Annotated in this window: 11 protein-coding genes and 1 CRISPR repeat array (1 of these 12 running past the window's edge); of the genes, 1 reads left to right on the forward strand and 10 read right to left on the reverse strand. The window is 30.3% G+C overall.

The annotated features are described in order from the left end of the window. A CRISPR array of direct repeats spans nt 1-636; the repeat unit is 36 nt; unit sequence GTCTTACTCCCATATAAAATTACATCATTCTCAAAC (it extends 126 nt beyond the left edge of the window). Between the two features lie 56 nt (nt 637-692). The 6 genes from csn2 to Q1K37_RS02585 form a co-directional block, all read right to left on the reverse strand. Further along, complete coding sequence (gene csn2 / locus Q1K37_RS02560) at nt 693-1,355, reverse strand: type II-A CRISPR-associated protein Csn2 (protein ID WP_300409061.1); 663 nt, start codon at nt 1,353-1,355, stop codon at nt 693-695. Next, nucleotides 1,352-1,672, reverse strand: coding sequence for a CRISPR-associated endonuclease Cas2 (gene cas2 / locus Q1K37_RS02565; protein WP_300409063.1), 321 nt, complete (start codon nt 1,670-1,672; stop codon nt 1,352-1,354). Before cas2 ends, csn2 begins: the two co-directional genes overlap by 4 nt. Then, complete coding sequence (cas1, locus tag Q1K37_RS02570; RefSeq protein WP_300409065.1) at nt 1,669-2,535, reverse strand: type II CRISPR-associated endonuclease Cas1; 867 nt, start codon at nt 2,533-2,535, stop codon at nt 1,669-1,671. Before cas1 ends, cas2 begins: the two co-directional genes overlap by 4 nt. Next, nucleotides 2,517-6,563, reverse strand: coding sequence for a type II CRISPR RNA-guided endonuclease Cas9 (gene cas9, locus Q1K37_RS02575; RefSeq protein ID WP_300409067.1), 4,047 nt, complete (start codon nt 6,561-6,563; stop codon nt 2,517-2,519). Before cas9 ends, cas1 begins: the two co-directional genes overlap by 19 nt. A gap of 552 nt (nt 6,564-7,115) precedes the next feature. Further along, nucleotides 7,116-7,616 (reverse strand): AI-2E family transporter, encoded by a 501-nt coding sequence (locus tag Q1K37_RS02580; RefSeq protein ID WP_300409069.1) that lies wholly within the window; start codon nt 7,614-7,616, stop codon nt 7,116-7,118. 119 nt (nt 7,617-7,735) lie between these two features. Beyond that, on the reverse strand, nt 7,736-9,175 hold the full coding sequence (locus Q1K37_RS02585) for a cell wall-binding repeat-containing protein (protein ID WP_300409071.1): 1,440 nt from the start codon (nt 9,173-9,175) through the stop codon (nt 7,736-7,738). Nucleotides 9,176-9,313: 138 nt separating this feature from the next. On the opposite strand from Q1K37_RS02585, the gene Q1K37_RS02590 reads away from it, so the two are divergent. Beyond that, on the forward strand, nt 9,314-10,090 hold the full coding sequence (locus Q1K37_RS02590; RefSeq protein WP_300409073.1) for a TraX family protein: 777 nt from the start codon (nt 9,314-9,316) through the stop codon (nt 10,088-10,090). A 73-nt stretch (nt 10,091-10,163) separates the two neighbouring features. On the opposite strand, the gene Q1K37_RS02595 is transcribed toward Q1K37_RS02590, so the two are convergent. From Q1K37_RS02595 to Q1K37_RS02610, 4 genes are all read right to left on the reverse strand, one after another. Continuing rightward, on the reverse strand, nt 10,164-10,760 hold the full coding sequence (locus Q1K37_RS02595; RefSeq protein WP_300409075.1) for a hydrolase: 597 nt from the start codon (nt 10,758-10,760) through the stop codon (nt 10,164-10,166). A gap of 29 nt (nt 10,761-10,789) precedes the next feature. Beyond that, nucleotides 10,790-11,065: a GNAT family N-acetyltransferase gene (locus Q1K37_RS02600; protein WP_300409077.1), complete on the reverse strand. Its 276-nt coding sequence runs from the start codon at nt 11,063-11,065 to the stop codon at nt 10,790-10,792. Nucleotides 11,066-11,174: 109 nt separating this feature from the next. Then, the gene (locus Q1K37_RS02605; RefSeq protein WP_300409079.1) at nt 11,175-11,786 is read right to left on the reverse strand and encodes a glutathione S-transferase family protein; all 612 of its coding nucleotides are present in this window, start codon (nt 11,784-11,786) and stop codon (nt 11,175-11,177) included. Nucleotides 11,787-11,846: 60 nt separating this feature from the next. Next, nucleotides 11,847-12,134 (reverse strand): DUF1905 domain-containing protein, encoded by a 288-nt coding sequence (locus Q1K37_RS02610; protein ID WP_300409081.1) that lies wholly within the window; start codon nt 12,132-12,134, stop codon nt 11,847-11,849. Nucleotides 12,135-12,143: the final 9 nt, after the last annotated feature.

Below are 12,143 nucleotides of genomic sequence, written 5' to 3' on the forward strand. Positions count from 1 at the left end.
CTCCATGTCTTACTCCCATATAAAATTACATCATTCTCAAACATCTATCCAGTCGTCTACCTCAGCCATCAAGTCTTACTCCCATATAAAATTACATCATTCTCAAACTTATTATTTGTATCTTGTTTGGTGGATGTTGTCTTACTCCCATATAAAATTACATCATTCTCAAACCAACTTAAAAAATTACATTTCACCCACTTCGTCTTACTCCCATATAAAATTACATCATTCTCAAACCTTTTATCCTTCCTATAATCTACAACCCCAGTCTTACTCCCATATAAAATTACATCATTCTCAAACGCTTAATCTGAGGTCTTTTTTTTATCTTTTGTCTTACTCCCATATAAAATTACATCATTCTCAAACATCCGTTGATTATTTCCTTTTCTATCGTATGTCTTACTCCCATATAAAATTACATCATTCTCAAACTAAGGTAAGTGAGTTATTGAAGTTGATGGAGTCTTACTCCCATATAAAATTACATCATTCTCAAACAAGGTGCTGCAAATAGTGACGTGGCAAGGCGTCTTACTCCCATATAAAATTACATCATTCTCAAACAGTCTGATAGTGGGAAGATAAGACAAGTTTGTCTTACTCCCATATAAAATTACATCATTCTCAAACCTCAAATTTAAAATATTGTCAAATTTTGAAGTTATCAAGATATGTAATTCACTTTATTATAACACCCTACATAAGTCTTCATCAAATAAAACAACATTTCTTCCATTAATTACATTAAAATTAGTATGCCTTCTTTCAATATTTAGAAAAATGATTTTTTTTATTTTCAGATGGTTAATTAATTTTTTAATTTCTTCGCTACTTAAAAACAGCTCTGCATTCTTAGTGACAATAATATCTAAATCTTTTAATTCTATCATAATATCAATATAATTTATTAGTTTTTCTAATTCAGTATCAAAACAATCGCAAATTTTCCAATTAATTGATTTTAAAAATTCTCTATTTTTAATTTCAGAAGATAATTCTATATCTACATCTAATTGCAAAATTATTTCACTGAAATAGTTAAGGATCTCATTTTTAATATTAACTGTTTTATAATCATTAAATTCATCATCCATTATTTTCGAGATTCTATTGTTTATTAAGTTTATGATTTTCCTATCTCCAAAATCCATGTTGTATATATCTGATATGAATTCAATCTTTTTGATTGGGATGATTTCCTCTTTTTCATAAAACTCTATTAAAAAATCTTCTAAATAACAAGAGTTGATTATTTTTCTATATTCATTTAAATTTTCAATTATTAATGTTACCATTTCTCCTCTATGAACTACTAGCTGTTCATTTAATAGATAATTAGAAATGTTCATAAAACTATCACTCTTTCATCACTATCAACAATATCGGATTTCGAAGATCCAACTATACATTCAATACTTGAAAATTGTTTTTCAGTAATAGACAAAATTTGTACCAAACCATATAAAGGTCTATTTTTCTTAATTCTTGAGATTAAGTTTTTTTCTACAGTCTGGTTAAGTGCCAACTTAGAATATATTGACTCTTGCAGCATAATAAACCCATCTTTAATAAGAAAACGTCTAAATTTCCTATACTCTTTCTTATGTTCCAAAGTTTTTACAGGTAAATCAAACATAACTATTATCCTCATAAATCTATAACTCACAGCTCACACTTCACCATATACTCTAAATTTCCTGATTCAATTGCTTGAAAAACTCCTTTACAATATATACTAATAGCATTTCGTAATTCATATGTTCTATTACCAATTTTAATCGGGCTCATAAATACATCCATTAACTTTAATTTCTCCTCTCTCCCAAATGTCCCTATATTTATATTTATTACTATTTTGTCAATTATTGGTCTGAATGGTTCCATCAAATCACTAGACAAATTATAAAAATTAAATTGATTATCATGAAAGATTCCAAGCTCTGTTAAATAACCATTAAGACAGATTTCTCTATTAAAACTCGATAATATTAAAGAATATCCATAATTTAATGCAGAATTTATTCCATTGTCTAAATTTCTAGTAAAGTCTTTTCCGAATAAAGCATTAAAATAAACTTTTGCAGCATGACCTTCTCTGTTAGTAGAATCACCTTTTTTTAAATCTAGTAAATAACCTTCTAAAAGCATATATTCTTCCTTTCCATATTCACATAATAATTCTTTCTGATTTTTAATTTTTTGCCTAATAATTTCTGTCCACACTTTTAATTTGTTTTCTTTCTTCCAGTTAATCTGATTTTTTAGCATAAGAGGCGAATTATATTTTCCGTAATAACTTGTTACTTCACAGAAGGGGCTATAAGTTTCATCACAAAAAATCACTTTCACTTTATTTTTTGATAGTTCCTGAATAAGTGCTGTGGTGATAGAGACTTGCAAACTCTCTATCACCAAAATATCTATTTCACTAATATGAATTTTTGTTGTAGTATCTTTTCTAACTACCAGATAATTCATTTTTAAATCCAATTTAGCTCTTCCTGTAATAATTATTTGTCTCCATCCCATATTTTCAACAAATCCCTTTCTTGTTCAAAAAAACCTGCAGGTGACGTATCAATAAGTTTGAACTCATTATATTTCCCTATATTTTTACTAATACTAGTCTTCCCAGAATTCGTACTCCCACCAATTAAGTTTAAATTAGCTTCACAAATTACTGATTTCGTAAGCTTTAGAGATTCCTCTAATACTAATAGCATGTCTAAATTTTCTAAGGAACTATTAATAAAATCATACTCTAAAATCGCTGATGGAATGGTCTTTCTATTATTAAATGGTTTTTTATTTAATTTGTTTTTGACTATTTCCAGTGCCCTAACAATTTTTTCTCTATCTTCTGGTATAGTAATATCTTTGTTATATGATTCAGATTTAAATTTTAAACCTAAAAGATACTTATATAGTTCTTTTTCTTTTAAACTCCAAAAAGGTTCAACCGCCGGCTGTATTGAAATTTTATTTCCAGTTTTTCCGTTTATTGTATATTTAAATCCATCTACAATTATCTGACTTTTTATTAAAATCTTAGGTATTAAAATCTCAACTTCTTCTAAACCTAGATAAGTTGTGAGAAAGTCAAGTACTACTTTTTCACCCTTTTGATAAATTTGTGGAACCAAATATTTTGGTATTCCTTCTAAAGATAAGTTATCTTTTTTCCTGATTTTAGAACTGACCAAAGCAAAGTATGCTATACCAATTTTAGTATATCCACCATATCTTTTTAGATTAGCTAATCTTGAATCTTCTTTTAATGGCAAATTTAAAGTACTTTCTTTTATCTCTTCCTTTGATATTGGTTGTTCATTAAAAAGTTGCCCCTTCGAAATATAGTTTTCAACGGTTTTTAATACGGAATTCTTTTCTAATGTAAAAAGTACTTTTTGTATATCTCTTTTGTTATCCCATACAACATTTCCGTTTATATCTATAACCGTATTATCAAAAATTCTATTTAATGAATAAGAGCCTCTATTATTTTTTACATAATTTAAAGGGTTGTTAGTAAATTTTGTATTATAAACATTCCCAACTACTACATTAAGAAATGCATCATGTGCATGATGTAAATTATCTAAATCTCTAACTTTTAAACAATTAAAATTATGTCTAAATTCAGATATCAGTCCTGCCTTTACATAAACCAGTTTAGATTGTGGATTCAAGTCTTTTAACAGCTCTCCTGTTATCTTAGTAGTTTGTCTTGTCTCTACTAATTGTCTGTTAATAAATCCTGCTAACTCTTCATCAGTTAAAGGACTATTACGGATTAGTCTATTAAATTTTTCTTCTGTAATTAATCCTTTTGCTAATAAAAATTCCCACATCTTCTTAATTGAAGGATTATTTCTAATATCGTGTGCTATCGGATATTTATTTCCTTTTCTTTTGTTTAATATTCGTTTAACTAATACTTTATTGTTAAGAACTGAATCATCCTTTTTTATTGAACGTGGAATGATATGATCTACATCATAGAGATTGCTATCCATTATTTTATTAAGATCTATAGTTTCACCTGAATACATACATTTGCAGTTCTGAGTATAATAAAGAAACAACCTTTCTTTTCTAAACTCTATTTCGTCTCTATTTTTAATCTCCTGTAATATATCTTTGTTTAATGACGAGTATAATTTGACCAAATTTGATTTTCTTGATTCTTTCCTTTCTGGTTTATCTTCTTTACCTCTTGACATTTCTATAAAAATTTTCTTAGGTTCCGATCCAAAAACCTTTTTAATCTCCTCGACAATAATTAAAGTTTGCCAGACCATTTTTTTAACAGATGGTGATAGTCTTAATTTTTCTAAAATTCCATATGAAAAATCACCTTTAAAGAATTTACCATTATACTCTTTTATCTCATTTAAGAAAGTATATCTCCTACTTAATAATTGCATTAGGTTATCATTTTTATTCAATAGAAAACCAATAATTGAGTTGATTTCTCCTGTTTCGTTATCAACACCTTTTAGCAGTTTTAAAAAATCATTTGAAAAACGACCCCATCCTTCATATTTAAGACTTTCTATCATTTTCTTCTTTTCATTCTCTATATAAGGAAACAATTTATTTATCTTCTTTCGTATTATTTTCTTGTTGCCTGAATGGATGGTAATATATTCGATAAGGTTCTCAACTTTTAACTCATCGAATTCATCTCCAAGAATTCTCTTAAAATCTACGTATGAACTCATGTTTTCTTTCAACTCATTATCTATACCAGAAATTAAGACATCAGAATCAGCATAATTTCTGCTAACTAAAAAAGTTTTCAGTTTGTTCAAAGACACTTTTTTATTTTTAGCATATAATTCTTCTATTATCTCTAGTTTTAAATCTCTATCTAACTTTGTTCCATTTATTTTCAAATTGTTTAGTTCATTTAACACTAAGTATTTTGAATAAAGTAGTGAATGTTTGGCTAAAACATCTTTATCTATTAGATAAGTACATTTATTAGTCATCGAACGAATAAATTCTTTTTCAGACTCATCTAAGTCTACAATGTCTTCGAAATTCCAAGGCGTAATTTGTTCAGTTGTATTCTTTTTTAATACTATCCAAGAATTTCCACCATTTTTAATATTATGATACGGATTTAACGGACCAACATAATATGGGATTCTAAATTTAAATAATTTTTGAATTTTCTCTTTTTTTGACAAACCTTTTGTTTCTTTCTCAAAACCAGGATAATCTCTAATAAGAGAATTAAGTATTTTATTTAATTCAATTTCATGTATTTGATATGGAATTACACTATTCAAATTTGACACTTGCTTTAGCATAAATTCTTCTTTTTCAATGTCGTTTTTTATTTCTTGAAATAGTTCATCGCTTTTATCACATATCTCATCAAGCATTTTTAGAACAAATTTGTAAAAGTCTTCACGAGAGCACTTAGGTTTTATTTTTCCTTTGGTAACAACTTTAGTAATATAATTTTTATAATTATTTTTAACATTTGACTTCCTGAACATTTCATTGTATAACTTTTTATCAGAATTATCATACTTTCTAATTAATATTTTTAACTTTTCTAAATCTTCTTTGTGCTTAACAAATCTACTCACTTTAGCATCTGATATTGTTTTGTGACCATTTAAAATATTTTTCAATAAAACATAATCATAAATCCCTTTAAGATTCAAAATTAAATCAATTTTATCTCCTACGATTTGTTCATAAATGATGATTTTTTCTTCAAACTCCTCATTGTTGAAATCTACCTTTTCATCATTTTCTTTATCCAATTCTAAGTCGTATAATTTTGACAATTTTAAATTCCCTGAAATCAAAATGTTACCTATTGATTCTACTATTTTATTATTTATTTTCTCATCTTTTAATAAACTCTTAAATTGATTTTTCTTGTCGTTTTTAAAAGTATTTTTATCACTAAGGATATCTAACAATCTAATAAAGAATCTTTTACGTGGACTTACATTAATATAATCCTTATTTAAGATTTCTTTGAGTTCCTTAAAATATGGTTCTACATTCTCTATTTCCGAAATTTTTTGACCCTCATTTAGAAAATGTCCTCTTTTTTTCATAATATGATTGATTGCTAAAAAGTAAAACCTAATATCCTTTTTTTCTTTTGAATCCATTAAATCTTTTCTAAGATGATATATAGTAGGATATTTAAGATGATAATCTCTATCTGAAAATTCTACATCATCAAAAAGATTGTACTTACAATTAATTTTCTTATCATTAAACCAAAACTTACTCTCATCTAATCTTAAAAAGAAATCCTTATCTATTTTGTTTATTTCTTCTTGAAAAATTTCCCTAAGCATATCTAATCTAAGTCTTGTTCTTTGATATCTCCTCCTACTACTTCTTTTAAGTCTTCTTTCCTCAGCAGTTTTTGCTTCACTAAACAATCGTATTCCCCAAGCATCTTTTCCTTTGGCTCTTAAAATATTGTAGGACTCGTCAGTAACTGCCCAACCAACAGAATTTGTTCCTATGTCCAGACCTAGATAATAATCCTTGTTTTTTCTTGTTTCCTTACCCATTTTTATACCTCTCTTGACAATTTATTAAATAGCCATTATAATATTATTGATTTCAATGGCTTACTCCCATATGAAATTACATCATGAGTTCAAATAAAAATTTATTCTCATTGCCCAAATTTGGGTTCGCATTGGCGAATTACATAAAGAGCTTATTAAAGAGCTCTTTTTGTTTTAATCCATTATTTTATTTTGATTTTAAATATCAAAAACATCCCAGAGTTTGAACAATTATATTTCTAAGCTTTGTTTCTACTATTATTTGTCCGCAAAAAACTTGAATTTATAAGCAATCATTCTATCTAAATATATCATACCATAAATTATTATTTTATACTTCGATTTTAAGTTTTCTATTATTGATTTTTCATCTTTCTTATGTTTTATAGTATGGTAACTTGTAAATAAAACCTATTTCGATAAAAATTACAAATTTTAACCAGAAATCAGGTTTATAGGTTATATATTTTACTTAAACCGTTAAATTGTAAAGAAAACAAAAAAACCGTTGAGATATGATTATTCTCTCAACGGCTCAAATAAATTCACTTACTAACTTTTACTCCCTTTTCCTTTCCCACCAAAGACTTCTCCTCTTCTCATGTCTATTATCACTGCAACTACAATAGAAATAAGCGCTCCTACTACTGCACCAACTCCCGGCGTTAAAACTACCATTGAAATAACCGTAATTCCCAAAGTGTAAATGGGTTTTAGTCCTATGCTCTTTCCAAGGATTAAAGGTTCTAGGATTTGACTTAGGATAAATGTGATAATATAAAGCACTATTAATATTGCTGAAAGCTTCCCATTTCCCTGTACCAGGACTATGATAGCCCAAGGTATTAAGACCAGCCCCGAGCCTAATACTGGTAGTAAGTCAACTATGGCAATTGCAAAGGCTATAAGGCCATAGTATGGAATGTTTGCATATTTTAGTCCAAATATTAGAACTATAAAGTTTATCAAGGAGGAAAGAACAATCGCCTTTAGGTACTGAACTACTCCATGCCCTGTTCTATTTAAAAATTCTTTTATTAAATTACTATTCATATTCACCCTTCCAATCTCTAATGAATGGGGTTTATTATTATAACCCTTTTTATATATACCCAGTTATAAAAATCGGGCACCCAATAGTATGAGCACCCGACTATATTAATTTTTTCTACTTATTTAAACACGGCGTCATAATCCTTCCAGACTCCTATATTTTGATCCTTCGCCTGTTTTTCTAATTTTCTAAATTCTGTTACATATTTTATATTAGGTGGGATAGCCATAACTTTAGCATGACCCTTTTGTAGGAGTAACTCATTTAGCATATCTCCATTTTCTAGATAAACATAGGCAAGAATTCTACCATATTTATCCCTTTCTTGGATATCCAACTCTAAATTTACTTTCTTTCCTTCAATTAATGACTTGGTATATTTAGAAGCTATTTTCCCATATTCTACATTTCTTTTTTCATCTGGATGAACAGACTCTGGCGTGTCAACCAATAATAGTCTAATTCTCTCAAGTTTTCCTTCTACTCTAGCTTCAAAGGTATCTCCATCTATTACCCTGTTTACCACTACAGGGATAAATTCTGGGTCTTCCACTGGTAAATTCATTTTTGAAAGCTGATTTTCAATTTCAAGAGAAACTGAACTCTTACCGCCTATAATGATAATATGATCAAGTTTTCCAGTTTCAAATCTATTCTTTATATAGTTAAATACATCCTTATCCAATCTATTAGATGAAGTAAGCATCACTGGAGAGTTGAACAGTTTAGCTACTGGAGCACTTGAAAGAGCATCTGGAAAGTCACTTCCCGATACGAGAACTAAAGTCTTACTGGTGTTACCGTAAAATCTATCATAGTAAGTTCCAATGTTAAGAGCAGTTTTATATCTGTCTTTTCCGCTAAACCTCTTATACGGTTTAAAACCCTCTATCTTTGGTACTGAAGAATATCCTCCAAAGATATACTCTGGTCTGTCACCATTTTTATATGGAATCAAATATACATTTCTTCCCTTTTTGTCCTTTAATTGGGAGACAAAGGGCGCTGCTGGTAAAGCATCGGCAAAGGAATAACCATTTATGGCTGCAGTTACTTCTATTTTTTCGCCATTCCCATATAAAGCCGCTCTTTCCTTAGCAATTTCTTTAGCAGTTTCAAATCTGCCCTTTCCTTTAATTCTTTTAGTTTCTGCTATGGTCTTTAATTCATTGTATACACCAGTAGAAACCGTACCTTCTCCACCAAGAAGATAGATTTTTTTTGGACTAAGCCTCTTTATTTCAGCTTTAACAGCCAAACTTAAGTTTTTTGATCCCGTAAGAAGGATTGGTGCATTTAACTGTGCTGCCAAAGTTCCTCCAACTAATGCATCTGGGAACCCCTCTCCAGAGGCAACAACTACATAATCACTCTTTTTAAAATAATATGAAGATAATTTTGTTGCAGTTAAGTATCTATCCTTTCCGGCAACTCTCGTTATCTTCGGTCCTACAAGACCTTTGTTATTTCCTACTTCTTCCTTTGCTTGGACAGGATTTAATATACCAAATACCATCGCAAAGGCTAGAAAAATACTAACAATTTTCTTTTTAATCAATTTCTTCCTCCTCCAATTATATATGAAATAATTTTATCACTTTTTAAATCAATTTCCAAATTGCATGATTTTTTAAATCTCTGAAGTGGATTTATAGGGTATAATGTAGTAAATATTTAAACCTTGAGGAGTAATCTTATGAACAGTGAAGTAATAGAAAATTATAGCCATAATAAAAGAGGATTGACAATAGACGCCCTAAAATATATTGCCATTGTCGCCATGTTAATTGACCACATTGCAACAGCCTTTGTAACCGATTATGGAACTGTGTACTATATTATGCGACTTATTGGCAGAATTACTGGACCTGTAATGTTCTTTTCCGCAGTGGAAGGCTATCATCACACAAGAAATTTAAAGAAGTATATTATAAGACTTGCCCTATTTGCATTAATAAGCTACCTGCCTTATATGTATGCTTTTAATGACGACTTTGACCCATGGCGGTTAAATGTAATCTTTACAATTCTTTTTGGAATTATTGCAATATATGTGCGAAGAAATGTTGAAAATCCAGTTTTAAAATTTTTCATGATTTTCTTGATATTCATTGTTTCCATACCTGCTGACTACGGCACAAGTGGACTACTTATGATCTTAGTAATGGACTATTACTATGGAAATAGAGATGGGGAAATCTTTGGATATTTGATAGTAATCCTCTTACAATATAGAATCTTCGATATTTTCATTACTCCACTTTGGACTTATATGAAAGATGGCGTTTTAGACACGACTTATATTAAAACTGGGTGCTACCTACTAGGTTACTTTGTTCCGATATTTCTTTTTAAGCATTATAACGGCAGGAAGGGAAATACAAATAACAAGTTTTTAAAATGGTCCTTTTATATCTTCTATCCTCTACATCTTGCCATAATAGCTTTGATTAGAATCTACATCGTCAAGTAAGTAAAAATGAATAACCGAGCATCATTTTATTAGATGCTCGGTTTAATAATATTGTTTATTACTGTTTTGATATTTACTTAAATAGGATGTCCGCAAATTCTTCTGCAGTCTCTTCCCTATTCCAATCCCTTTGAAGTTCACAAGCTAGTTGTACCCAGGAAATTAACTTTACTCCTGCTTGCTCCATCCTTCTTAAAGCGGTTTCATGGGCAGTCTTACTAGTTCCGCCAACCGCATCTACAACAGCGTATACCTCATACCCTTCTTCAATTGCATCAAGGGCTGGGAAACTTAGACAAGCTTCTGTCCAAAGAGCCGTCATTATAAGCTTTTTTCTTCCAGTATCTTCAACAGCCTTTTTAAACTCTTCATCTTCCCAAGAGTTTATTGTAGTTCTGTCAACCGGTTTTTCATCTGGAAAAATATCCATTATTTCATTAATCATAGGTTCGTTCTTGCCATTTGAAACATTAACCGTACTCAACACCACCGGCAATTTATACAGTTTAGCAAGTCGTGAAGTTTTAACTATATTCTTTACCAATTCATCATTGTCCATAGACTTAATTGATTGAACTTGTATAGGTTGGTAGTCTATGGCTATGAATGCTGAATTTTTCGGTGTCAATAGATGATCGTTTTTTTGATCTCTTATCTTTTCTGAATTCATATCCTCAACTCCTTATCAGTGATATAAAACTATTTCTTATAAACATCCTCATATTCTTTAGAAGTTTGAAAGAGTTTAAGTGCAAAGGGACAAGTTGCCATCAACTTAATTCCTTGCTTTCTAGCCTCTTCCACCACTTTGTCTACAAGCTTTTTACCAATTCCCTGGCCGGAATATTCATCATCAACCTCAGTGTGATCAATTATCCATAGGCCAGTTGCTCTAGAAAAAGTACATTCGCCAATCTGTTTTCCATCGACTAAGGCAACGGATCTATGGCCCTTTTCATCAAATTTTATCTCCATAATTCAGCTCCTGATTTCTATATTCAAAATCTAGTTTTAAGATTATATAAATTCATATCCACCAGTCTAAGACGGACGGGTTACTCATTTATTAATCAAAAAACTATAATTATTTTTCTGACTCTTCTAAAACCTTTTGAACCGCTTCGTCCTTTGCCATCTTTTCCATAAACGCCTTTAGATTAGGATATTCCTTCCAAGATTTTGGAGTGTTATCCAACCAACGGCTTAGGATGAAAGCATAGGGTTCAAGTACTGTTTTCTTGTCCTTATAAACATGGTCCTTACCTTCTAGTAATTTGTCTAAATGAGTCGCAGCTTGATCTATCTTCTTATAAGCGGCGTCCTTTGCCTTTTGTAAATCATCTTCATCAGTACTAGTAGTGTATCCGTCAGGACCAAACATTGGCCAAAACGCTGGGTGATAGTCCCCTGTAATAAAGGCAGCTAATTCATTAAATAAGAAACGATCTTCTATACTATCATCCGGTCCAAGGTTTGCTTCTGGGAACTTTTCCGCCACATATTGCAAGATTGCATTTGCTTGAGTTTTAATCTTGTCATCTCCCGTATCAAGTGCAGGAACAGCTCCCAAAGGATTGATCTTTCTATATTCGTCAGATCCTAAAACCACTTTCTCAACTTCATAGTCAGCTCCTGCCCATTCCAATGAAATCCACACTGATAGGGCACAAGTGCCTGGTGCATAATATAATTTCATAAAATCCCTCCTATATATTCTTATACCCAATGTCAACATTATTGGATATACACTAAAATTTTACTCTCTTTCCTGTACCGTAACTTCAAGGATGTCACCCTCTCCAACATTTAAAGCCTGCCTAATGGATTTTAAAACTCCAAGGATATAACAAACTTCTCCCTTTTCATCTTTAATCCCCATATTAACAACGCTTCCATCATATGGAACCCCATTGAAGGTAGCATGCACTTTAACCCTTCCCTTACCAAATTCACTTTTGATATCATAGGGAAATATTACGTAGGCTCCACCCTTTTCTGGAATCAAATGCAGTTTTGCCTTAAATTTATAAAGCTTTGTATTCATATATCCCAA

The sequence above is a fragment of the Lagierella sp. genome, from assembly GCF_029983815.1.
Taxonomy (GTDB): Bacteria; Bacillota; Clostridia; order Tissierellales; family Peptoniphilaceae; genus Mediannikoviicoccus.

What these genes read in the sequence shown, in the direction of transcription:
- csn2 (WP_300409061.1), bottom strand. Translation starts at nt 1,355, where the DNA reads ATGAACATTTCTAATTATCTATTAAATGAACAGCTAGTAGTTCATAGA.
- cas1 (WP_300409065.1), bottom strand. Translation starts at nt 2,535, where the DNA reads ATGGGATGGAGACAAATAATTATTACAGGAAGAGCTAAATTGGATTTA.
- cas9 (WP_300409067.1), bottom strand. Translation starts at nt 6,563, where the DNA reads ATGGGTAAGGAAACAAGAAAAAACAAGGATTATTATCTAGGTCTGGAC.
- Q1K37_RS02580 (WP_300409069.1), bottom strand. Translation starts at nt 7,616, where the DNA reads ATGAATAGTAATTTAATAAAAGAATTTTTAAATAGAACAGGGCATGGA.
- Q1K37_RS02590 (WP_300409073.1), top strand. Translation starts at nt 9,314, where the DNA reads ATGAACAGTGAAGTAATAGAAAATTATAGCCATAATAAAAGAGGATTG.
- Q1K37_RS02595 (WP_300409075.1), bottom strand. Translation starts at nt 10,760, where the DNA reads ATGAATTCAGAAAAGATAAGAGATCAAAAAAACGATCATCTATTGACA.
- Q1K37_RS02600 (WP_300409077.1), bottom strand. Translation starts at nt 11,065, where the DNA reads ATGGAGATAAAATTTGATGAAAAGGGCCATAGATCCGTTGCCTTAGTC.
- Q1K37_RS02605 (WP_300409079.1), bottom strand. Translation starts at nt 11,786, where the DNA reads ATGAAATTATATTATGCACCAGGCACTTGTGCCCTATCAGTGTGGATT.
- Q1K37_RS02610 (WP_300409081.1), bottom strand. Translation starts at nt 12,134, where the DNA reads ATGAATACAAAGCTTTATAAATTTAAGGCAAAACTGCATTTGATTCCA.